Raw genomic sequence first — 22,616 nt, forward strand, 5'->3', positions numbered from 1 at the left:
CTAGCCGGGGGTGGGCGCCCCCCCGCCCCCCCCCACGATCTGCTGGGACCCGCACGAGGTCGGCAACGTCGCCGGCCTGGCCGGAGTGCGCTGGGCGGTCGAGGCCGGGCAGGGGCTGCCGCTGCGGATCCTCACGCTCGCCCCGTCCTGCGTGCCCTCGGCGCCGGGGCTGGAGGTGGCGGGCGCCGAGTTCGGCGGCGGCGAGATGGCGGAGATGCTGCGCTGGCCGGAGATCGCCGGCGTCGCCGAGGTGATGAACATGCGCGGCGTACTCGACCGCAGCGAGCCGATGCAGAGCGTGGTCGCCGCCGGCCTCGCCAGCGGCAAGCTGGTCTGCGGCCATGCGCGGGGGCTGGAGGGGGCCTCGCTGCAGGGCTTCGCCGCCGCCGGCATCCAGTCGGACCACGAGATCACCTCGGGCGACGACCTGCTGGCCAAGCTGCGCGCCGGCTTCGCGGTCGAGCTGCGCGGGTCGCACGACTATGTCCTGCCCGGCGCGGTCCAGGCGCTGGCGACGCTGCCGCATCTGCCGCAGACCCTGACGATCTGCACCGACGACATCTTCCCGGATGATCTGGTCGCCGTCGGCGGCGTCGTCGACGTGCTGCGGCGGCTGATCCGCTATGGCATACAGCCGGTCGACGCGATCCGGGCGGCGACGCTGAACGCGGCGATGCGGCTCGGCCGCCGCGACCTCGGCCTGGTCGCGCCCGGCCGCCGCGCCGATCTGATCGTGCTCGACGGTCTGGAGACGCTGGGGGTCGAGCGGGTCTTCGCCTCGGGCCGCGAGGTCGCGGCGGAGGGACGCCTGACCGCGGGGCCGCTCGGCCACCCGGCCGACGCCTTCCACGACAGCGTGAAGGTGGGGCCGCTGACGGCGGACGACTTCGTCCTGCGCCTGCCGGGCGACGGCACCGCCGTGGTCAACTCGATCTTCCGGCCGCGCTTCACCGAATGGCGCGACCTCGCGATCGAGGTGAAGGACGGCGCGGTGGTGCTGCCGGACGACAGGATCCTGATGGCGGTGATCCACCGCCACGGCCGGCGGCCGGCGGTGCCGCAGATCGGCATCCTGGACGATTGGGGTCACTGGCGCGGCGCGCTGGCGACCACGATCTCGCATGACAGCCACAACCTGACCGTGTTCGGCCGCGACCCGGCCGACATGGCGGCGGCGGCCAATGCGGTGATCGCGGCCGGCGGCGGCATGGCGGTGGCCGAAGGCGGCGCCGTCACCGCGCTGGTGGCGCTGCCGGTCTGCGGCCTGCTGTCGGACGCGCCGGCGGCGGAGGTGGCCGCGGATTTCGCCGCGGTGAAGGCGGCGGCGGACCGCATCGTCGACTGGCAGCCGCCCTACCGCACCTTCAAGGCGGTGGTGGGCGCCAGCCTAGCCTGCAACCCCGGGCCGCATGTCACCGATCTCGGCCTGACCGACGGCACCACCGGCGAAATCCGCCCGCTCGCGGTTGCGGGCTGAGCCGTGAGAACATCTTGCGGATCAGGCGTCTCTATATCGGAGCGTATCGACGACGACTTCGAATGCAGGCAAGTTCTGGCGTCGGCTTGGGTAATATATATAGTATCCCTCAAAGCTCGGCGACCAATCGTCGAGCAATAGGATCAAACGGCCGTCAGCGACCTGCTCCACGACAAGGCTTTCGGGTACATAAGCGATCCCGTAGCCGTTCAGGGCCGCGTCGACCATGGGGTAGGAACTGTTGAAGGTGAACTGCCCTTCCACCCTGACCCGAAGGTCCTTACCGTCCTTGGCAAATTCCCATGCGTAGAGGCCTCCCGCCGTAGCCTGGCGCATGTTGATGCAATCGTGTCCGATCAGATCTTGCGGATGGTCCGGCACGGGATGGGCCGCAAGGTATCGGGGTGAAGCGACGGCGACCATGCGCCAGTCCGGCCCGACCCGGACCGCGATCATGTCCTTCTCGACGCTCTCCCCCAGCCGGATGCCGGCATCGAAGCCGTCCTCGACGATGTTGCGGAGCCCGTTGTCGATGCTCAGCTCGAGCTTGATGTCCGGATAGGCGCTCAGGACGGGCCGCAGCTTTGGCCACACGACGCTTTCGAGTGCATGATCCGACAGGGTTATCCTGACGGTCCCGGCGGGCTTATCGCGAAACTCCATCAGCGCGGCGATTTCCGCCTCGATCTCCGCGACGCGCGGCGCCAGCGATTGCCGCAACCGCTCTCCTGCCTCGGTCGGCGCAACATTCCGCGTTGTCCGCGTCAGGAGCCTGATGCCCATCCGCGATTCCAGGCCCTTTATGGTGTGGCTGAGCGTCGACTGCGCAATGCCGAGCTTTGCGGCCGCTCTGGTGAAGCTGCGCTCTTCAGCGACGGCCAGGAACCACAGCAGATTGTTGAAGTCTTCCCTGGCCATGGCGCTCCTCGCAATCGGCAACAGGGATTTATGGTCAGTGTCGATAAATGCAAGCGAATTATGGCCACTAATCCGTGAGATCCCCCGCTGCTATCTTCAGGCCCTTACGCAAGCCGGCAGCCCGCTCACATCGGTCTCGGCGGAGCGGTTCCGAGGAGAGACCAATGCAGCTGACCATCAACGGCTCCAAGCACCATGTAGACGCCGAGCCGGATACTCCGCTGCTTTGGGTGCTGCGCGATGAACTGGGGATGACCGGCACCAAATACGGGTGCGGGCTGGCCCAGTGCGGCGCGTGCACGGTCCTCGTTGACGGGCAGGCCACACGGTCTTGTGTCACGCCGGTGGAGAGTGTCGCGGGCGCGTCGATCATGACGATCGAGGCCGTCACCGAAGATCCGGTGGGCCGGAAGGTCGTGGAGGCGTGGGTCTCCCACCAGGTGCCGCAATGCGGCTACTGCCAGTCCGGCCAGATCATGGCGGCGACGGCGCTGCTGAAGCAGAACCCGCAGCCGACCGGGGACGACATTGCGGGCGCGATGGTCAATCTCTGCCGGTGCGGTACCTACAACGCGATCGCGGCGGCCGTCCGGCAAGCTGCCGGCGCCTGATAAGGGGGATGCAATGAACGACATGACCCCCATGGCCGCCGACGCCATGACGCGGCACGAGGCCAAGCCGCTGAACCTGTCCCGCCGCGGCTTGCTCGGAGCCTCGCTCGGCGCGCTCGTGCTCGGCGTGACGCTGCCGGCCGGCCGCGTCAGGGCGCAGGCCGCCGCGTCCGTCACGCCCGGAACGCGGGTTCGCGCCTTTCTGGAAATCCGGCCCGACGGCACCGTGCTGTTCCGCAGCGCCTTCATCGAGGGCGGGCAAGGCATCTTCACCGCCATGGCGCAGATCGTCGGTGAAGAGCTGGATGTCGATCCCGCGCAGTTCGTGGTGGAAGGCGCCCCTCCCGGTCCCGATTACCTGCTGACTGGCGGCGGCCGCTTCACCGGCGGCAGCATGTCGGTGCGCATGAGCTACGAGACGATGCGCAGGCTTGGCGCCTCGGCCCGCCGGATGCTGCTGCAGGCTGCGGCAGCCCGGCTCGGCGTGCCGGGGTCCGAGCTGTCGACCGAACCGGGCCGTGCCGTGCATGCCGCGTCCGGACGGGCGATCCCTTACGGGGAGATCGCGGATGCGGCCGCCGAGCTGCCCGTGCCGGACGATGTCGTGCTGCGCTCCCCCGGCGACTTCCGCTGGATCGGCAAGCCGGTGGCGAGGCTGGATGTCCGCGACAAGTCGACCGGCAAGGCACGCTATTCGATCGACCTTACGATCGACGGCATGCTGCACGCGGCCGTCCAGCATAGCCCGCGCCTCGGCGGCGAGCCGGGCGCGCTGGCGAATGAGGCGGAGGTTCGCGGCATGCCCGGCGTCCACTCCGTTCATAGGCTGCCCGGCGCCGTCGCGGTGCTGGCCAGCAGCTGGTGGCGGGCGCGCCGCGCCGTCGAAGCGCTGCAGGTGACCTGGACCGATCCCGCGTCCGGAACCGCGCACGCCATGCCGGCGGATTTCTCCTCCCAGGCTCACATGGCGATGCTGAAGGCGACGCCCGGAGACGGTGTCGCCTTCGAGACCGCTGGCGATGCGGCGGGCGCGCTCCGCGGTGCCCGGCGCGTCGTCGAGGCGACCTACGACGCGCCTTATCTGGTGCATGGGCAGCTGGAGCCGCCCTCCGCGCTCGCACGCTGGAACGAGGACGGCACGCTGGAGCTGTGGATTCCCAACCAGGCGCCGGAGATGTTCCAGGCCGATGCCGCGAAGCTGGCGGGGATCGCGCCGGAGAAGGTCATCATCCATTCACAGATTCTCGGCGGCTTCTTCGGGCGGCATTTCCTCTATCCGACGGCCAATCCGTACCCGCAGGCCATCCTGCTGGCGAAGGCGGCGGGCCGGCCCGTCAAGCTGATCTGGAGCCGGGAAGAGGAATTTTTGCGCGACACGCTGAGGCCGATGGGGGCCGTGCGCTTCCGAGCGGGGCTCGATGCCGACGGTCTGCCGGTCGCGCTGGACGCCGTGGCGGTGGGAGAAGGCCCGACGGGCCGCTGGTTCGGACGCCAGCCGGACAAGGTCGACAGCTCCGCGGTCGAAGGCATCGCCGGAAAAGTCTATTCGATCCCCAACCGACGCGTGGGCCAGGTCCATGTCGACGATCCGGCGATCATCGGCTTCTGGCGCTCGGTCGGCCATTCGATGAACGACTTCTTCTACGAGACGTTCTTCGACGAGATGGCCGATGCGGGCCGGCAGGACCCCTATGAACTGCGCCGGCGCCTTCTCGCGGACAGCCCCCGGCACAAGACGCTGATCGAGGCCGTGGCCGATCTGTCGGGTGGATGGCGGCGTGGGCCGTTTACGGCGGAGGACGGCACGCGCCGCGCGCGCGGCGTCGCCATGGCTTCCCCCTTCGGCAGCGAGGTCGCGACGATCGCCGAGGTCTCGCTGCGACAGGGTGAGGTCGTCGTTCATGACGTCTGGGTGGCGATCGACCCGGGCAGCATCGTCAACCCGGCCATCATCGAAGCGCAGGTCAACTCGGCCGTTGCTCTCGGCCTGTCGTCGGCCCTGCTCGAGGAAGTCGTCTATGTCGACGGCATGCCGCAGGCGCGGAACTACGACGGCTATCCGATCCTGACGCCGGATCGCATGCCCCGCGTGCATGTGCGGATCGTGGAGAGCGGCGCACCGATGGGCGGCATCGGCGAGCCGGGATTGCCGGGCGTTCCCCCCGCGGTTGTGAATGCCGTCTCGGTCCTGTGCGGACGGCGTATCCGGACCCTGCCGCTATCCAAGATCGATTTCGAAGGAGTCGAAGGTTGAGAAGGTTCGTCATGGCGATGCTGGCGTCGGCCCTGACCGGATGGGCCGGCACTGCTTCGGCTCAGGAGGCGGACGCGGGGCAGAGACTGTTTCAGCAGCGCTGCGGCGCCTGCCACCAGGTCGCGACGCCGCGCAACGGCGTCGGTCCCAATCTGCAGGGGGTGATCGGCCGGGCGGCCGGCAGCGTTCAGGGCTTCAACTACTCGCCCGCCCTCAGGGATTCCGGCATCACCTGGGATGCGGGGACGCTGGAGATCTTCCTGGCCAATCCGGCCGCGATGGTCCGCGGCACCCGCATGACGCAGCGCTTCAACAACGCCGATGAGCGACGCGCCATCATCGGCTTCCTGAGCGCCCGGTAGGAGAGCCGAGCCAGACCGGGTCGCCACCGCATCTCCGGCCGCCCGGACTTATGCTCCAGGTCGATAGATCCAAGCGAATTACGGCGACTAATCCTGGCGGTCCCCTACCGCTACATCTGGCTGCGAGCGGGGCCGAGACCCTTCGGCGGCTACACGCCGGAGAAAGGCGCATCATGCAATCAACCTATGACGAGACGTTGGCAAGGCCGCGCGCAGCCTGGGGCGCGGTGGCGTCCTTGGCGTTCTGCGTCGCGGCCCTCATCGCGTCCGAGTTCATGCCGGTGAGCCTCCTGACGCCGATCGCGAACGACCTTGGGCTCGCCGAGGGACAGGCCGGGCAGTCGATCTCGATCTCGGGCCTCTTCGCCGTGGTCACCAGCCTGTTCATCGCGGGGCTGACCCGCCGCATCGACCGCAAGATCGTCCTGTCGTCGTTCTCCGTGCTGCTGATCGCCTCCGGGACGATCGTGACCTTCGCCCCGGATTACTCGATCCTGATGCTCGGCCGTGCGCTTCTGGGCGTCGCGATCGGCGGGTTCTGGTCGATGTCCACCGCGATCGTCATGCGGCTGCTGCCGGAGGACGCTGTGCCCCGGGGCCTTGCGATGCTCAACGCCGGCAATGCCGTCGCGGCGACGATCTCAGCCCCGCTCGGGAGCTTTCTGGGCGGCACCATCGGCTGGCGGGGCGCCTTCTTCCTGGTGGTGCCGCTCACCCTGATGGCGCTGATCTGGCAGTGGATGAGCATGCCGTCGCTGCCGCCGCGGCGGCGGGCCGGCCGGGAGAATGTCTTCCGGCTTCTGCGGCGCCCGCAGGTCGCCCTGGGCATGACGTCGATCCTCCTGCTGTTCATGGGGCAGTTCGCGCTGTTCACCTATCTCCGGCCGTTCCTCGAATCCGTCTCCGGCTATTCGGTTTCGGCGCTGTCGCTGGTCCTGTTGCTGATGGGGCTGGCGGGTGTCGCAGGCACTTGGTGCGTCGGCCGATTGCTCGGCACGCGCCTCTATCCGATCGTCATCGCGATTCCCCTGGTAATGGCCGGGATCGCGGTCCTGCTGATCGCCATGGGCTCCATGCCGTTGCCGACCGCGCTCCTGCTGATCGCGTGGGGGTTCTTCGGCACCGCCGCGCCCGTGGGTTGGGGGACCTGGCTGAGCCGCGTCCTGCGCAACGACGCCGAGGCCGGCGGCGGCCTGCAGGTCGCCGTCATCCAGCTTGCCATCACGATCGGCGCTGCGGCCGGCGGCCTGCTGTTCGACTGGACGGGCTGGTGGAGCTCTTTCGCATTCGCGGCAGTCCTGCTGCTGGGATCGTCGCTGGCCGCGGCCGCGGCGTGGTTCGAATGGGAGCTCTCACATGAAGCTTAAATCCCGATCGCTCGGGCGCCGAGCCCTTCTCGGGGCCGCTCTCGTCGGAGCCGCCATGCCGCGCGCGGCACTGGCCCAAACCGCGCCGCGCGACAAGGCTGATCTGGGAGGAACCAGGATGAAGATACGGATTGCCTTCAACGGCCGCGACTTCACAGCCACCCTCGACGACACGCCGTCGGCCCGCGACCTCGCGTCCATGCTGCCGCTCGACCTCACCATCGAGGATTACTCGACCAACGAGAAGATCGCCTATCTGCCGCGGAAGCTCACCGAGGACGGCAGCGGACCGTTCACCAACGAGGCCCCGGGCGACCTCTGCACCTACGCCCCGTGGGGCAACCTGGCGTTCTTCTACGCCGGTTACCGCTATTCGAAGGGGTTGATCCGGCTCGGCCGCCTGGACGGCGGCATCGAGCCGCTGCTGGTCCGCGGCAAATTCCCGCTCCGCGTCGAGCTGCTTTCCTGACCTCGCGGCAGGGGGGACGGATCCGTCACCGCCTGCCGATGGTCGAGGACAGTGCAGCGCGGACGATCTGCCAGGCGGCCTCGACCAGCCCGGCGGTGACCCGGCCGGCGGCCGGGGCGTCGCCGCGGCGGATGGCGTCGATCATCTGCTGGTTGGCCTCGATCGCGATCGCGGTCATCTCCGCCGACACGCCATAGGCCAGGTGCCGGTAGCGCAGCGCCGGCCTCTGCACGATGGCCAGCAGGCGCTGCAGCACGGCGTTGCCCGAGGCCTCGTGCAGCGCCTCGGTCAGGGCGACATTGGCGTCGAAACAGCGCTCGACGTCGCCGGCCTCCAGCGCCGACCGCATCGCCGCGAGGGCGACCGACAGCTCGCCGGCGACCGCGACCGGATTGGCCGACCGGGCCGCGCCCTCCGCCGCCAGCGCCTCCAGCTTGACCCGGCAGGAATAGATCTGGTCGAGATCGGCCAGCGACATCGGCGCCACCCGCACGCCCTGGCGCGGCCGGCGGATCACCAGCCCGGTGCCCTCCAGCAGCCGCAGCGCCTCGCGCACCGGCGATCGGCTGATGCCGTAGCGCTCGCACAGCTCCTCCTCCACCAGCTTGGCGCCGGGGGCCAGCTCGCGCAGGATGATCTTGCGCTCGAGGAAGGCGAGCACCGTCTGCGACAGCACCGGCCGGCGCGGGGCGCCGCTGGCTTCATCCGGAATGGCGGTCTCCATGGTCGCGGGTCAGAACCTCTGGATCTTGAGGCCGAGCACCTTCTCGGTCACCACCACGACCAGCAGCGTCATGACGATGCTGATGGTGGAGACGGCCGCGGCCTCCGGCGTGAAGTTCAGGCGAAGATAATCGAACAGCTGGATCGGCAGGGTCGAGGTTCCGACGTCCTTCAGCAGGAACGAGATCGCGAACGTATCGAAGGAGATGATGAAGGCGAACAGGCAGCCGCCGATCAGCCCCGGCTTGATCAGCGGCAGGGTGATGCGGACGAACACCCGCCACGGCCGGGCGCCGAGGCTGCGCGCCGCCAGCTCCCACGACCGGTCGAAGCCCTGCAGCGAGGCCGAGACGTTCATGAACACGAAGGGCAGGGTGATCAGCACGTGGCCGGTGACCAGCGCCACCAGGTTCCGCGTGCCGATGCCGATCGCGTAGAAGAAGAACAGCAGCGCGATCGCCGTCAGCACCTCGGGCAGCAGCAGCGGCGCCAGCACGGCGATGCGGATCGTCTCCTTCGCCCGGCCGGCATGGCGGGCGTGGTACAGCGCGGCGGCGGTGCCGATGACCGCGGAGACGACGGTGGCGATCATGGCGACCTGCAGCGAGGTCCAGATCGCGGTGACGAACACCTCGTTGCCGAAGAACGCCTCGTACCAGCGCAGCGACAGGCCCTGGGGCGGGAAGGCCAGGAAGGCTCCGGCGCTGAAGGAGGCGCCGACGACGACCAGGATCGGCGCCAGCAGGAAGGCATAGACCAGGCCGCAGAAGATCGGGAAGAGGATCGGACGTCGTTGCTTCATGCCGCCCACCGCATGCGCGTGGCCCGGGCGAACAGGATGACGCAGAGCCCGCCGGCGATGCTGAGCATCAGCGCCAGCGCCGAGCCCAACGGCCATTGGAACGCGTCGGTCAGCGTGTCGACCACGGTCAGGGTCATGGTCTTCACGCGCATGCCGCCGATCAGCACCGGGGTGACATAGGCGCTGAGCGCCAGCACGAAGACCAGGATGCAGCCCGACTGGATCCCGGGCAGGGCCAGCGGCAGGACGATGCGCCGGAACGCCACCCGTCTGGTGGCGCCGAGCGACCGACCCGCCGCCTCCAGCGCCGGGTCGATGGTCTGCAGCGCGGCCATGACCGGCAGGATCATGAAGGGCAGGAAGACATGGGTCAGGGCGATGACGATGCCGAGCGTGTTGTACATCAGCGGCAGCGGCGCCAGGGTCAGGCCGAGCGCCCGGGCCGCCTTGTTGATGACGCCGTTGTTGCCGAGCAGGATGGTCCAGCCGAAGCTGCGGACCACGATCCCGACCAGCAGCGGCGACAGCACGATGCCGTACAGCACCGGGCGCCAGCGCGACCGGCTGCGGGCCAGCTGCCAGGCGACCGGGAAGCCGACCAAGAGCGTCGCCGCGGTGGTCAGCAGCGCGATCCACAGCGTGCTGCCGAGCTGGCCCAGATAGTAGCCGTCGGTCAGGGCGCGCTGGTAATTCTCCAGCGTCACTCCCGGCCCATAGGGCGCGCCGGTGGCGGGCGGCCGGAAGCTCATCAGCACAATGTTGAGATAGGGCACCAGCAGGAACACGCCCAGCAGCACCGCCGCCGGCGCGATCATCAGCCAGGTCCAGGGCAGCCTTCTGCGCGGGGCGGTCATGGCGCCTCCGGCACGACCCAGAGCGGGGCGGCGGGCGGCCGCACCGCCACGCGCTGGCCCTCGGCGAAGCGGGTCTGGGTCAGGCTGTGGGCCTCGACATCGCTGCCGTCCGGCAGGCGGATGCGGTAGTTGACCATGGCGCCCAGATAATAGCGGCCCTCGACCACGCCCTCCGTGGCCGTGGTGCCGATGCCGGCGGGGGCGAGGGTGATCGCCTCGGGCCGCAACAGCGCCCTGACCGAGGCGCCCGGTGCGGTGCCGTTCAGCCCGTCGGCCGCGCAGTCGCCGAACACGGTGCGGATCTTGGCGTCGGCACCGTTGGCCACGACGATGCCGGGCAGCAGGTTGGCCTGGCCGACGAAGCTGGCGACCCTGGCGTCGGCCGGCCGCTCGTAGATCGCCTCGGGCGCGCCAGCCTGGACGATGCGGCCGCCGAACATCACCACGACGCGGTCGGACATCGTCATCGCCTCGGCCTGGTCGTGGGTGACGTAGATCGTGGTGATGCCGACCCGCCGCTGCAGGTCGCGGATGAACACCCGCAACTCGTCGCGCAGCCGGGCGTCGAGATTGGCCAAGGGCTCGTCCAGCAGCAGGATGCTGGGCTCGATCACCAGCGCCCGGGCCAGGGCGACGCGCTGCTGCTGGCCGCCGCTCAGCTCGCGCGGATAGCGCTCCTCCATCCCGCGCAGCTGCACCATCTCCAGCACCTGGGCGACACGGGTTGCGATCCCGGCCCGGCTCACCTTCCGCATCTCCAGCCCGAAGGCCAGGTTGCGGGCCACGGTCATGTGCGGGAACAGGGCGTAGGACTGGAACACCATGCCGATGTCCCGCCGCTCCGGCGGCAGGGCCGAGACGTCGCGGCCGTCGAAGGCGATGCTGCCGTGCTCGGCCTCCTCGAAGCCGGCGATCAGCTTCAGCGTGGTGGTCTTGCCGCAGCCCGACGGGCCGAGCAGCGAGACGAACTCGCCGCTCGCGATCGACAGCGACAGCCGGTCGACCGCGCGGGCGGCGCCGAAGCTGCGGGTCAGCTCTGAAATGACGACTTCGGTCACTGGAAGGTCCGGTTCCAGCGTTCCGTCATCTCGGTGGCATTGGCATTCACCCAATCCCAGTCCCAGGCGAGGATCTTGCCCATCTGCTCGCCATAGACCGGCACGTCCGCGCGCAGATCCTCCGGCACCTCGACCGTGCGGTTGACCGGCGAGACGAAGAACTCCCGCGCCAGCATCAGCTGCGTCTCCGGCGACAGGATGAAGTCGATGTATTTGTAGGCCAGCTCCCGCGCCGGGGCGTTGGCGCAGATGCTGAAGGTCTGGTCCCACATCAAGAGGCCTTCCTCCGGCACGATGCAGTCGACCGGCAGGCCCTGGTGCTTCAGCCGCGCGATCTCGCCGAAATCATAGGGCGCGACCACGATCTCGCCGGTCGACATCAGGGTCGACATGTTGAAGTCGGTCTGCAGCACGGGGGCCAGCTCGCCCAGCTTCTCATAGGCCTTGTCCAGGTCCTGCGGGCCGCTGCCGAACAGCTTGCCGGTCAGCATGACCATCGCCTTGCCGGCGGAATTGACGATGTTGTAGAGGCCGATGCGGCCCTGGAACTCCGGGTTGGTCCACAAATCCTTCCAGGATTTCGGCGGGGTCTGGACCAGGTCGGTGCGGTAGCCGAGGCCGAGCGGCGAGATCATGCCGACCGCGGCCCAGCCGTCGCCGGTCTGGGCGATCGGGTACAGGTCCTTGTAGTGCGGCACCAGCGAGAGGTCGAACTTCTCGAAATAGCCCTCCTTGCGCAGCAGCGAGGCGAAGACCTCGTTCATCATCACCATGGAATAGGGCGGCTGGTCCTTGCCGGCCGCCCGCAGGGTCGAGGTGAAGGTACGGCCGAAGCCGATGTCGAGCTTCGTCCTGGCGCCGGTCGCGGTCTCGAAGGCAGGCACCAGGCTCTTGCGCCAGAACGCCTCCCAGACCCCGCCATAGGTGGTGATCACCAGCTCCTGCGCCGCGGCCGCCAGGGCCGGGAAACGCAGCATGGCCGGCCCCATCAGGGCCGCGCATGCCATGACAACCTGCCGTCGAGTGGGCTGCATGTCCTTGTCTCCGCTGTTTGTGGACCGCCGACCTGGGCGGCGCCTCCCCGGGGGACCTCTGCCGGATCCCTTGGCGCTCTCAGGACGCCTTCTTGCGGTACTCGTAGTTCCTGTTCAGCCGATCGAGCAGATAGTCGCCGTAGCGCACCGGCGGGTGGCGCGGCGCCTCGCCCGGCGCCAGCAGGGCGGCGGGGCAGTCGACCACCGTGTCCATCGACGGGTCGTAGAAAAAGGGCTGCGAATAGCGCTCGCGGCCGCTGAGGTTGAGCACCCGGTGCGGGGTCGAGGCGAAGCGGTCGTTCGACCAGCGCGCCAGGATGTCGCCGACATTCATCACGAAGGTGTTCGGGATCGGCGGCGCCGGGATCCAGTCGCCGGCGCGGTTGCGGACCTCGAGCCCGCCCACCGAATCCTGCGCCAGCAGGGTGATGAAGCCGTAATCGGTGTGCGGGGCCGACCCGAACAGCCCTTCCTCGCGCTGCTGCTCGGGATAGTGCAGCAGGCGCAGGAACAGCGTCGGGCGGTCGAAGTGCGGCAGGAAATAGGTCGGCGGCAGGCCCAGCGCCTCGGCGATCGCCACCGCCATGTCGCGGCCCAGCCCCGACATCGCCCGCATGTAGTCGAGCGCCGCCTGCCGCAGCTCCGGGATCTCCGCCGGCCACTGGTTCGGGCCCTGCAGCGGCTCGCCCAGCGCCGGATCGCCGTCGGCCAGGTCGTGCATCACCATCAGCGATTCGCTCTGGTTCGGCTTGGTGACCGTGGCGACGGAGGAGGTGACGATGGTCGAGGTGCTGAACGGCATGTAGCCGCGATGCCAGTCGTTCATGCGGAGGCGCAGCTTGGCCTCGGCCGGCAGGTCGTGGAACCGCACCGACAGCCGGTGCAGCCGCTCGCCCAGCTCCGGCGGCACGCCGTGATCGGCCAGGTAGACGAAGCCGATGGTCTCCAGCGTCCGGCGCAGCTCGGCCACCGTGCCGGCGCGATCCTCCGGCCCGGCGCCGCCGCGCAGCGGCGATACGTCGAGCACCGGGATGTTCGAGAATTCTCCCCGACCCATGCGCAAGCTCCCCTGTTTCGGATATCTGTATACAGAAACTCATTTCTGTATACATTTTTCTGACGAGCAAGGAGGCGGGTTTGGCCGAAGCCATCATCATCGACACCGATCCGGGGCAGGACGACGCCTTCGCCATCCTGCTGGCGCTGGCGTCGCCGGAGCTCGAGGTCCTCGGCCTCACCACCGTCGCCGGCAACGTCCCGGTCGCGGTCACCGCCGCGAACGCCCGGCGCGTCGTGGAGCTGGCCGGCCGGCCGGAGATCCCGGTCCGGGCCGGCTGCGAGCGGCCGCTGCTGCGCCCCGCCCGCTTCGCCGAGGAGGTGCACGGCAAGACCGGCCTGGACGGCTGGGACTTTCCGGCCCCGGCGCGGCTGACGGAGCCCGGCCACGCGGTCGACTGGATGGTCGAGACGCTGCTGGCCCGGCCCGACGGCGCCACCACCCTGGTGCCGGTCGGCCCCCTGACCAATATCGCGATGGCGCTGCGCCGCAGCCCGGCCATCGCCCGCAAGATCCGCCGCACCGTGCTGATGGGCGGCGGCTTCTTCCAGGGCGGCAACATGTCCCCGGCGGCGGAGTTCAACATCCTGGTCGACCCCGACGCCGCCGCCATCGTGTTCGGCGCCGGCATCGACCTCGTCGCCGTGCCGATCGACTGCACCTATGCGGCGCCGACGCCGGACAGCTGGATCGCCGATCTGGCGGCGCTGGGCACCCGGGTCGGCTCCGCCGGCGCCGGGATGATGCGGTTCTTCCAGCGCTTCGGGAACGAGAAATACGGCACCGCCACCCGGCCGCTGCACGACGCGCTGGCGGTCGGCTATCTGCTGTGGCCGGAGCTGTTCAGCGGGCGGCGCTGCAATGTCGAGATCGAGACGGCGTCGCCGCTGACCCTCGGCATGACCGTGGTCGACTGGTGGGGCATCTCCGGCCGCCCGGCCAATTGCCTGTGGCTGACCGGATGCGACGCGCCGGTCTTCTATGGGCGGATGCTGGAGCGGCTGGCCCGGCTCGGTTGACGCTACAGCGGCGGCGCGGCCAGGGCGTCCTGCAGCGCCGCGAGGAAGGCCTGGGCGGCGAGCGACAGCGGTCGCCGCTTCGGCACGATCAGGCCGATCGAGACCGGGATGCGCGGCGTGAAGGGCCGGATCGCGATGCCCGGCGCCGTCGCCGCGTCCCAGACCGAGAACTCGTCGACCAGGGCCAGGCCGCGGCCGCGCTCGACCAGCTTGCGCACCACATGGCTGTGATTGGCCGAGAGCGGGTTGCGGATCTGCACGCCCTCATCCGCCAGCGTCTTGGCGACGGCGGCGCCGAAGGGCAGGGTCTTCGGATAGGTGATCAGCGGCAGGCCGGCCAGGTCCGTCGCGGTGATCCCGGCCTGCCGGGCCAGCGGATGTGCCGCCGGCAGGATGCAGACCATCGACCCGGTGCGCAGCGTCTGCGCCATCAGGTCCATCTCCTGGCTCGGGTGGTGGACCAGGCCGAGGTCGTAGTTGCCGCGGCTGACGAAGGAATGGATCTTGTCGGAATCGAGGATATCGATCTGGACGAACACCTCCGGATAGCGGGTGTTGAAGGCCTCGACCACCAGCGGCAGCAGGGCCACGCCGAAGGTCGCCAGCGTCGCGACCTGCACGAAGCCGCTCTTCAGCCGGGCCAGGTCGACCGACAGGGTCTCGAAGAAGGTCAGCTCCTCCATCAGCCGCGCCGCATGGGTGAACAGGATCTCGGCCTCCGGCGTCGGCTGCAGCCGGCCGCCGCTGCGCTGGAACAGCGAGATGCCGATCGAATCCTCCAGCTGCTTCAGCGATTTGCTGGCATTCGGCTGGGTCGTGCCCAGGGCCGCCGCAGCCTCGGTCACCGAGCCGGTCTTCATGAACACCATCAGGGTCTCGAGGTGCCGGATCTTGATCCTGTGCATGGGCAGCCCCTGCTCATTCCATTTCGGAATGGAAAGCTCGAATAAATGAATTTTCCATGACGGCGCGGTGGTGCCTAGCATCGTTTCGCGATTGCCGGACGGTCCAGGCACCGTCGACCCGCCCCGTTCCGCTACCCGCGCTTCGCCAAGGCCCCGTTGCGGGCCGCGGCCCAGGAGGCGCGCGATGGTCTTTCGTTTTCCGGTTTCGTGAGGTCACCTCGCGTGGCTTGGCGCATTGGCGTGGATTCCGGCGGGACGTTCACCGACGTCTGCCTGTTCGACGACGCGAGCGGGCGGCTCGACGTCTGGAAGGTCTCCTCGACCCCCGACGACCCGTCGCGCGGCATCGTCCAGGGGGTGGAGGAGGGGACGGCGCGGGTCGGCGCCGAGCCCGGCGAGATCGGCTATTTCGGCCATGGCACCACGGTCGGCACCAATGCCCTGATCCAGCATCGCGGCGTCCGCACCGGGCTGCTGACCACCGACGGCTTCCGCGACCTTCTGGAGATCGGCCGGCAGAAGCGGCCGGACCTGTACGATTTGCAGGCCGACAAGCCGGAGACGCTGGTCAGCCGCGACCTCCGCATCGACATCCCGGAGCGCATCCGCCATGACGGCTCGGTCGAGACCCCGCTGGACGAGGCGGCGCTGCGCCGGGCGGTGCGCGAGCTGCGCGCGGCCGGGGTCGAGGCGGTGGCGGTCAGCTTCCTCTACGGCTTCGTCCGCAGCGAGCACGAGGAGACGGCGCTGCGCATCCTGGCCGAGGAGTTCCCCGAGGCCTTCGCCTGCGCCTCGCACGGCGTAGCGCCGGAGTTCCGCGAGTACGAGCGGGTCTCGACCACCGTGGTGAACGCCTATCTCGGCCCGGTGATGCGGGGCTATATCGAGCGGCTGGGACGGCGGCTGGCGGAGATCGGGGTCAAGGCCGCGCCGCGGCTGACCCAGTCGAATGGCGGCGTCATCAGCTTCGAGACGGCGGCGCGGCTGCCGGTCCGCACCGTCCTGTCCGGCCCCAGCACCGGCGTGGTCGCGGCCCAGGCGATCGGGGCGATCGCCGGCTTCCCCGACCTGATCACCTTCGACATGGGCGGCACCAGCACCGATGTCGCGCTGCTGGCCGCCGGCCAGTGCCGCCTGGCCGGCGAGGCAGTGGTGCATGGCTATCCGATCAAGGCGCCGATGCTGGACATTCACACGGTCGGGGCGGGCGGCGGCTCGATCGCCCATGTCGACAGCGGCGGGCTGCTCAAGGTCGGGCCGCGCAGCGCCGGGGCCTATCCCGGGCCGGTGTGCTACGGCCATGGCAATGACGAGCCGACGGTGACCGATGCCAATGTCGTGCTGCAGACGCTGAACCCGGTGTCGCTGCTGGGTGGCCGCATGGCGGTGCGCCGCGATCTGGCCGAGGCCGCGATCGGCCGGCTGGCGCAGCGGCTGGGCCTCGGGCCGATGGAGACGGCGCAGGGCATCCTGACCGTGGTCACCGCCAATATGGCCAAGGCGATCCGGGTCATCAGCGTGCAGCGCGGCCACGACCCGCGCGACTACACGCTGATGGCCTTCGGCGGCGCCGGCCCGCTGCACGCCGCCCGCCTGGCCAAGGAGCTCGACATCGGCCGGATCCTGGTGCCGCAGAATCCGGGCATCCTCTGCGCCATGGGCCTGCTGCTGACCGATCTGCGGGCCGATTTCGCCGCCACCCGGCTGACCACGCTGGACCCGGCGGCGCTGCAAGCGGTCGAGGCCGCCTTTGACGGGCTCCTGGTCCGGGCCGAGGCGTGGTTCGCGCAGGAGGAGGTGCCGCAGGCCGCACGGCGCGTCACCCGCACCGTCGACATGCGCTATGCCGGCCAGAATTACGAGCTGCCGGTGGCGCTGCCGGACGGGCCGGTCGGGCCGGCGACACTGGAGGCCCTGGCCGCCGGCTTCGCCAGGGCGCATGAGCGGCAATACGGCTTCGTCGCCGCCGGCGAGCCGGTGCACCTGGTCACCTTCCGGGTCGAGGCCGCGGGCGTCGTCACCAAGGCCAGCTTCCAGCCGCAGCCCGATGCCGGGCCGGAGGCCGGGCATGCCGTCACCGGTTCGCGCGAGGTCTGGCTGCCGGAGGCGGGGGGCTGGGTCTCCTGCCCGGTCTATGACCGCGCCGGGCTCAAGCCCGGCAACCGCATCGCCGGGCCGGCCGTGGTCGAGCAGATGGACAGCACCACCGTCATCCTTCCGGGCATGACGGCCCATGTCGAACCCTATCTCAACCTGGTCCTGGAGGTCCGATGAGCGTCGCCGTCCCGCAGCGGAGCGAGGCCGCGCTCGACCCGATCACGGTCGAGGTCATCGGCAGCGCCTTCGCCTCGATCGCGGAGGAGATGGGGGAGGCGCTGGTCCGGGCCAGCTACTCGACCAACATCAAGGAGCGGCGCGACTGCTCCACCGCTTTGTTCGACCTGGCCGGCAACACGCTGTGCCAGGCCGAGCACATCCCGATGCATCTCGGCAGCTTCATCGGCATCATCCCGCACATCATGAAGCGCCACCCGCTGGACCGGATGCGGCCGGGCGACGTGTTCATCGGCAACGACGCCTATGAGGGCGGCGGCACCCATCTGCCCGACATCGTGCTGGCCGAGCCGATCTTCGTCGACGGCCGGATGGTGGCCTGGGCGGTCAACACCGCCCATCACGCCGACTTCGCCGATCGCGGCCACGCCCATATCTACCAGGAGGGGATCCGGATCCCGCCGATCCGGCTATACCGCGCCGGCGAGTTGCAGGCCGATGTACAGGAGCTGGTGCTGCTGAACTGCCAGGTCCCGCGCGAGCGCCTGTCCGACTTGCGGGCGCAGATGGCGGCGAACCGGCTGGGCGTGCAGCGGATGACGGCGCTGTGCGCCAAATACGGCGTCGACGTGGTGCTCGCGGCCGGCGCCGCGCTGCAGGACTATGCCGAGCGCAAGATGCGCGCCGGCATCGCCGCGATCCCGGACGGCACCTACCGTTTCAACGATCGTTTCGACAATCCGGAGCTGGACGGCGAGCTCGACTTCGCGGTCGAGATCACCGTGGCCGGCGACGAGATGACGCTGCATTTCGACAGCCCGCCGCAGGTCCGCGGCGGCCTCAACGTCGTCTATACGGCGCTGCTGTCGACGGTCTATTACGCGGTCAAGACCGTGGTCGACCCGACCATCCTGCCCAATGCCGGGCTGGCGCGGCCGCTGACGGTGACGGCGCCGGAGGGCACGGTGCTGAATTGCGTCCATCCGGCGGCGGTCAACGGAAGGGTGGCGACCTGCCAGCGTATTGCCGACCTGATCCACGGCGCCCTGGCCCAGGCGGTGCCGGAGCGGCTGACCGCGGCCAGCAACGGCTCCTGCGCCTCGGCCACCTTCATGGGGCGCGACCCGAAGACCGGCGGCCTGTGGGTCTATCTCGAGACCATCGGCGGCGGCAGCGGCGCCCGGGCTGGCAAGGACGGGCTCGACGGCGTCCATGTCCACATGACCAACACCTCCAACCTGCCGGCCGAGGCGCTGGAGCTGGAATATCCGTTGACCCTGCTGCGCTACGAGCTGGTCGACGGCTCCGGCGGCCCGGGCACGCGGCGCGGCGGCATGGGGCTGCGCCGGGTCTACCGGGCCGAGGCCGACTGCCGGGTGTATATCGACGGCTCGCGCCTGCGCTCCGCGCCCTGGGGGCTGGAGGGCGGGCAGGAGGGTGGCCGCGGCGGCTTCGTCTTCGGCCCCGGCGTCGCCCCGTTCGACCATGGCAATGGCGACCTGAAGCGCGGCGACGTGATCGAGATCGTGACGCCCGGCGCCGGCGGCTACGGCCCGCCCTCCGGGCGCGCGGCCGAGGCGGTCCGGCGCGATCTGGCCGAGGGACGGATCGACCGGGAGACGGCGCAGAGGGTCTACGGCACCGTCCTCTGACCACCACAACAAACAGGGAGAGGTCATCATGCTCTTGTCCCGTCGCACATTGCTCGCCACCGGGCTCGCCGCCGGCGCCGTGCTGCCGGCGCTGCGCCTGCCGGCCTGGGGCCAGGCGGCCCCCGACACGCTGCGCTTCGGCCTCTCCAGCTATCCGCCGAACCTGCAGCCCTGGGTGAATTCCGGCGGTGCCGCGGGCTCGGTCGCGGCGCTGCTCCACCGCGGCCTCCTGTCCTACGCCGCCGACGGCAGCCTGCAGGGCGAGCTGGCCGAAAGCTGGCAGCCGGAGGGCGACAAGGCCTGGGTGTTCCGCCTGCGCCAGGCCTTCTTCCACAACGGCGCCCCGGTCACCGCCGCCGACATCCAGTGGAACATCGAGCAGGTCGCCGGCGAGAAATCGACCGCCTATCTGCGCACCCAGCTGCAGGGGGTGGAGCGGGTCGAGACGCCGGACGACCGCACCGTGCGGCTGGTGATGAAGCAGCCGACCGTCTGCGTGCCGTATTGGTTCGCCAACTACTACATGCCGATGGTGGCCAAGGGGTCGACCGCCGACGACCCGCTCGGCATCGGCGCCGGGCCCTTCGTGCTGCAGGGGCAGGAGCGCGGCGTGTCGCTCGACCTCGTCGCCTTCGACAAATACTACAAGCCGGGCCTGCCGAAGCTGAAGGCGGTGAAGATCGTCGCCTATCCGGACGAGAACCTGCGCGTGGCGGCGCTGCAGGCCGGCGATGTCGACCTGATCGACTATGTCCCCTGGCAGTCGATGCAGTCGATCGAGGCCGACCAGAATCTGAAACTGGACAACCAGCTCGGCCCGTTCATGTACCTGACCTTCAACGGCAAGACCGGTCCGTTCGCCGATCCGCGCATCCGCAAGGCGGTGGCGCTTGGTATCAAGCGCGACGAGATCGTGCAGGCCGCCTTCTTCGGCCGCGGCGCGCCGCTGGAGGGCCTGCCCTTCCCGCCGGAGACGCCCTTCTACGACGAGGCCGCGGCGCATGGCTGGCGCTACGATCTGGACAAGGCCAAGGCGCTGCTGGCCGAGGCCGGCGTGGCCGACGGCTTCTCCTGCAAGCTCCTCTCCACCGCACAATACGGCATGCACAAGAGCACGGCCGAGGTGATCCAGCAGAACCTGGCCGAGCTCGGCATCCAGGTGGAGCTCAACATGCCGGACTGGCCGACCCGGGTCAGCCTGGGCAATCGCGGCCAGTACGAGTTCGCGGTGATGGGCACGGCGATGGAGAGCCCGGACCCGGAAAGCCTGTCCTCCTTCGTCGATTCCTCGCTGTCGCCGTCCTATATCCGCAGCACCGGCATCACCGTGCCCGGGCTGAACGAGCTGCTGGCGGCGGGGCGGGGCGAGTTCGACGCCGCCAAGCGCCGCGAGATCTACGCCAAGGCCGACCAGCTGGTGCTGGACCAGGCGCCGATGGTGACGCTGGCCTACCGTGCCCAGGGCTTCGCCATGCGCAAGGCGCTGCAAGGGTTCCGCAACCTGCCGGGCGGCCTCAGCTTCTATTCCGCGACCACGCTGGACCAGTCCTCCTTCGCCTGAGGGAGGCGGGCTGGCGCGATCGTACCAGTCGCGCCAGTCCCATATGTCACTTGACTCTGTCCATAGTGGACGATCACAATCATAACCTTAGTTGCCAAGAAGTGATCGATCATGAGACCGGTCTCAAGTCCGGGCGTGATTGACCGCATACTGCAGAGCCAAGGTCTGGTGAAAAAGAAGGCATGATGCGCATGCGATAGGCATTCTGCGTTCTTTCATCGGAATCGTGTCAGTTCTTCCGGGATGAGGAGGACATGATACACAAGACACCGCTCGAGCCGTCGCTGTGGTACGCCACGGCGGCCGCGGCGCCGGAGACTTCGGCGCTCGACGGCACGATCGACGCGCCGGTCTGCGTGATCGGGGCCGGCTACACCGGGCTGTCCACCGCGCTGCATCTCTGCGAGCGCGGCGTCGGCGCGGTGGTGCTGGAGGCGGAGCAGATCGGCCATGGCGGGTCGGGCCGCAACGCCGGCCACTGCACCCCGACCTTCCATGTCCACGAATTCCCGACCATCCGGCGGATCCTGGGCGAGCCCTTCGCATCGCGACTGATCGAGCGGCAGACCAACGCCGCCAACCTGGTCTTCGACATCATCCGCCGCTACGGCATCGACTGCGAGGCGGTGCAGACCGGCTACATCCACGCGGCCCATGCCAGCTCCTCCCTGGCGAAGCTGGAGCGGCGGCAGCGCCTCTATGCCGAAATCGGCAAGGCCACAAGGATGCTGGACCGCGACGAGGCCCAGCGCCTGACCGGGTCGCCGCGCTTCTGCGGCGGCTGGTTCCATCCGGAGGGCGGGCATCTCAACCCGCTCGGCTATGCCCGCGGCCTGGCACGGGCGGCGATCTCGCGCGGCGCCCGGGTCTTCACCCGCTCGCCGGTCACCGCGATCCGGCCGCAGGGCGGGCGCTGGCGGGTCGAGACGCCGACCGGCGCCGTCGTCGCCGACAAGGTGGTGTGCGGCACCGGCGCCTACACCGACGGCTTCTGGCCGGGTCTGGAGCAGAGCTTCGCCCGGCTCGGCGTCGCCGTGCTGGCGACCCAGCCGCTCGGCGACAATGTCCGCCGCACGATCGCCCCGGACAACAACACCGTGGTCGACAGCCGGCGCGACATCTCGATCTGGAAATACGACAAGGATGGGCGGCTGGTGACCTCGCTCTTCGTCGAGGGAAGGCGTGGCCGCGATCCGACTTATACCCATGACCTGATGCGCCGGAAGCTGCAATGGCTGCTGCCGCAGCTCGGCGACATCGAGTTCCAGTACAGCTGGTCCGGCGCGCTCGACATGCAGCCGCGCACCTTCCCGCGGCTGTACGGCCTGGCGCCCGGCATTGTCGCCTCGCTCGGCTATTCCGGCCGCGGGGTGCCGACCGGCACGATGATGGGCACGGTGCTGGCCGACTGGGCGACGGGAACGCCGCCGCGCGACCTGGCCCTGCCGGTCGAGACGCTGCAGCGCGCGCCCGTCTATATGCGCTTCATGCCGCGCGTCATGCTGGCCTGGTCGCGGATCCGCGACCAGCGCGCCGCACGTCGCGACGGCCTCGACCCGCCGCCTTTCTGACCATGCGGAACCGTGACGTGAACCACCTCACCGAAACCAAGGACGGCTATGCCCGCCACGAGCGATGGCCGCGCCGGCCCGCGGCGCAATCCGCAGGTCCCGAAGACGATCGACTTCTCGGAGATCGACTTCGACATCTTCACCGACCTGCTCAGCTTCTATGTCCGCACCGTCAACCTGCTGGTCAGCCGCGACCTGGACGAGCAGATGGAGGCGCTGGAGGTGGCCGGCGGCACCGGCAAGATCTCGACGCTGCTGCTGGTCGGCCGCAACCCGGGCATCCGGCCCTCGGTGCTGGCGCATTTCATCCTGAAAGACCGCTCGGCCATGGGCCGGCTGCTCGACCAGCTGCAGCAGGCCGGGCTGGTCGAGCAGAAGATCGCGCCGGAGGAGCGGCGGGCGCGCGAGCTGTATCTGACCGCCAAGGGCCGGCGCGTGGCCGAGCAGGTGCGCACCATCGCCCGCCGGCAATCCGCCGACTTCTTCTCGATCCTGAGCGGACAGGAGCAGGCCGACCTGCTGCGGATCCTGCGCAAGGTCTATGTCGGCTATGTCGAGCAGGCGCCGGCGGGCGAATGACCGGTCCGGCTTCTCTTCCTTTTAGTCCCCCCGCCCCCCGGGGGGGGGGGGGGGGGGGGGGGGGGGGGG

20 protein-coding genes are annotated in these 22,616 nt (G+C 69.5%); 12 read left to right on the top strand and 8 right to left on the bottom strand.

Annotated elements, in window-relative coordinates:
* The first annotated feature begins 10 nt into the window (after nucleotides 1-10).
* Nucleotides 11-1,477 (top strand): adenine deaminase C-terminal domain-containing protein, encoded by a 1,467-nt coding sequence (locus AAHM41_RS27475; protein WP_342239794.1) that lies wholly within the window; start codon nucleotides 11-13, stop codon nucleotides 1,475-1,477.
* 21 nt (nucleotides 1,478-1,498) lie between these two features.
* Here AAHM41_RS27475 and AAHM41_RS27480 read toward each other — a convergent pair whose 3' ends face one another.
* Entirely contained in the window at nucleotides 1,499-2,395 is an 897-nt protein-coding gene (locus tag AAHM41_RS27480; RefSeq protein WP_342239795.1) for a LysR family transcriptional regulator, read from the bottom strand.
* A gap of 164 nt (nucleotides 2,396-2,559) precedes the next feature.
* On the opposite strand from AAHM41_RS27480, the gene AAHM41_RS27485 reads away from it, so the two are divergent.
* The 5 genes from AAHM41_RS27485 (at nucleotide 2,560) to AAHM41_RS27505 (ending at nucleotide 7,458) form a co-directional block, all read left to right on the top strand.
* Complete coding sequence (locus AAHM41_RS27485; RefSeq protein ID WP_342239796.1) at nucleotides 2,560-3,006, top strand: (2Fe-2S)-binding protein; 447 nt, start codon at nucleotides 2,560-2,562, stop codon at nucleotides 3,004-3,006.
* A gap of 13 nt (nucleotides 3,007-3,019) precedes the next feature.
* Complete coding sequence (locus AAHM41_RS27490) at nucleotides 3,020-5,260, top strand: xanthine dehydrogenase family protein molybdopterin-binding subunit (RefSeq protein WP_342239797.1); 2,241 nt, start codon at nucleotides 3,020-3,022, stop codon at nucleotides 5,258-5,260.
* A gap of 11 nt (nucleotides 5,261-5,271) precedes the next feature.
* Nucleotides 5,272-5,622: a c-type cytochrome gene (locus AAHM41_RS27495; RefSeq protein WP_342239798.1), complete on the top strand. Its 351-nt coding sequence runs from the start codon at nucleotides 5,272-5,274 to the stop codon at nucleotides 5,620-5,622.
* 173 nt (nucleotides 5,623-5,795) lie between these two features.
* Complete coding sequence (locus tag AAHM41_RS27500) at nucleotides 5,796-6,989, top strand: MFS transporter (protein ID WP_342239799.1); 1,194 nt, start codon at nucleotides 5,796-5,798, stop codon at nucleotides 6,987-6,989.
* 118 nt (nucleotides 6,990-7,107) lie between these two features.
* Nucleotides 7,108-7,458, top strand: a complete 351-nt coding sequence (locus tag AAHM41_RS27505; RefSeq protein WP_342239800.1) for a cyclophilin-like fold protein — start codon at nucleotides 7,108-7,110, stop codon at nucleotides 7,456-7,458.
* 25 nt (nucleotides 7,459-7,483) lie between these two features.
* On the opposite strand, the gene AAHM41_RS27510 is transcribed toward AAHM41_RS27505, so the two are convergent.
* From AAHM41_RS27510 to AAHM41_RS27535, 6 genes are all read right to left on the bottom strand, one after another.
* The gene (locus tag AAHM41_RS27510; protein ID WP_342239801.1) at nucleotides 7,484-8,182 is read right to left on the bottom strand and encodes a GntR family transcriptional regulator; all 699 of its coding nucleotides are present in this window, start codon (nucleotides 8,180-8,182) and stop codon (nucleotides 7,484-7,486) included.
* Nucleotides 8,183-8,191: 9 nt separating this feature from the next.
* Nucleotides 8,192-8,983 (bottom strand): ABC transporter permease, encoded by a 792-nt coding sequence (locus AAHM41_RS27515; protein WP_342239802.1) that lies wholly within the window; start codon nucleotides 8,981-8,983, stop codon nucleotides 8,192-8,194.
* A complete protein-coding gene (locus AAHM41_RS27520; RefSeq protein WP_342239803.1) occupies nucleotides 8,980-9,837 on the bottom strand; it encodes an ABC transporter permease in 858 nt (285 codons plus the stop codon). Before AAHM41_RS27520 ends, AAHM41_RS27515 begins: the two co-directional genes overlap by 4 nt.
* Nucleotides 9,834-10,895, bottom strand: a complete 1,062-nt coding sequence (locus AAHM41_RS27525) for an ABC transporter ATP-binding protein (protein ID WP_342239804.1) — start codon at nucleotides 10,893-10,895, stop codon at nucleotides 9,834-9,836. Before AAHM41_RS27525 ends, AAHM41_RS27520 begins: the two co-directional genes overlap by 4 nt.
* Nucleotides 10,892-11,872, bottom strand: a complete 981-nt coding sequence (locus tag AAHM41_RS27530) for an ABC transporter substrate-binding protein (RefSeq protein WP_342239805.1) — start codon at nucleotides 11,870-11,872, stop codon at nucleotides 10,892-10,894. The genes AAHM41_RS27525 and AAHM41_RS27530 overlap by 4 nt, the downstream gene beginning before the upstream one ends.
* Before the next feature lie 136 nt (nucleotides 11,873-12,008).
* Nucleotides 12,009-12,986 carry an isopenicillin N synthase family dioxygenase gene (locus AAHM41_RS27535; RefSeq protein ID WP_342239806.1) on the bottom strand — a complete coding sequence of 326 codons (978 nt, stop codon included), beginning with the start codon at nucleotides 12,984-12,986 and terminating at the stop codon, nucleotides 12,009-12,011.
* Between the two features lie 80 nt (nucleotides 12,987-13,066).
* Here AAHM41_RS27535 and AAHM41_RS27540 point away from each other — a divergent pair, with 80 nt between their 5' ends.
* Nucleotides 13,067-14,005 carry a nucleoside hydrolase gene (locus AAHM41_RS27540; protein WP_342239807.1) on the top strand — a complete coding sequence of 313 codons (939 nt, stop codon included), beginning with the start codon at nucleotides 13,067-13,069 and terminating at the stop codon, nucleotides 14,003-14,005.
* Nucleotides 14,006-14,007: 2 nt separating this feature from the next.
* Here AAHM41_RS27540 and AAHM41_RS27545 read toward each other — a convergent pair whose 3' ends face one another.
* A complete protein-coding gene (locus AAHM41_RS27545) occupies nucleotides 14,008-14,910 on the bottom strand; it encodes a LysR family transcriptional regulator (protein WP_342239808.1) in 903 nt (300 codons plus the stop codon).
* Nucleotides 14,911-15,132: 222 nt separating this feature from the next.
* On the opposite strand from AAHM41_RS27545, the gene AAHM41_RS27550 reads away from it, so the two are divergent.
* The 5 genes from AAHM41_RS27550 to AAHM41_RS27570 all read left to right on the top strand — a co-directional run bounded on the left by AAHM41_RS27550 (nucleotide 15,133) and on the right by AAHM41_RS27570 (nucleotide 22,547).
* A complete protein-coding gene (locus AAHM41_RS27550; protein ID WP_342239809.1) occupies nucleotides 15,133-17,184 on the top strand; it encodes a hydantoinase/oxoprolinase family protein in 2,052 nt (683 codons plus the stop codon).
* Nucleotides 17,181-18,836 (top strand): hydantoinase B/oxoprolinase family protein, encoded by a 1,656-nt coding sequence (locus AAHM41_RS27555; protein ID WP_342239810.1) that lies wholly within the window; start codon nucleotides 17,181-17,183, stop codon nucleotides 18,834-18,836. Before AAHM41_RS27550 ends, AAHM41_RS27555 begins: the two co-directional genes overlap by 4 nt.
* Nucleotides 18,837-18,864: 28 nt before the next feature.
* Entirely contained in the window at nucleotides 18,865-20,397 is a 1,533-nt protein-coding gene (locus AAHM41_RS27560; RefSeq protein WP_342239811.1) for an ABC transporter substrate-binding protein, read from the top strand.
* 254 nt (nucleotides 20,398-20,651) lie between these two features.
* Nucleotides 20,652-21,968, top strand: a complete 1,317-nt coding sequence (locus AAHM41_RS27565) for an NAD(P)/FAD-dependent oxidoreductase (protein WP_342239812.1) — start codon at nucleotides 20,652-20,654, stop codon at nucleotides 21,966-21,968.
* Between the two features lie 48 nt (nucleotides 21,969-22,016).
* Entirely contained in the window at nucleotides 22,017-22,547 is a 531-nt protein-coding gene (locus tag AAHM41_RS27570) for a MarR family winged helix-turn-helix transcriptional regulator (protein WP_342239813.1), read from the top strand.
* Nucleotides 22,548-22,616: the final 69 nt, after the last annotated feature.

Source organism: Inquilinus sp. OTU3971 (assembly GCF_038440215.1).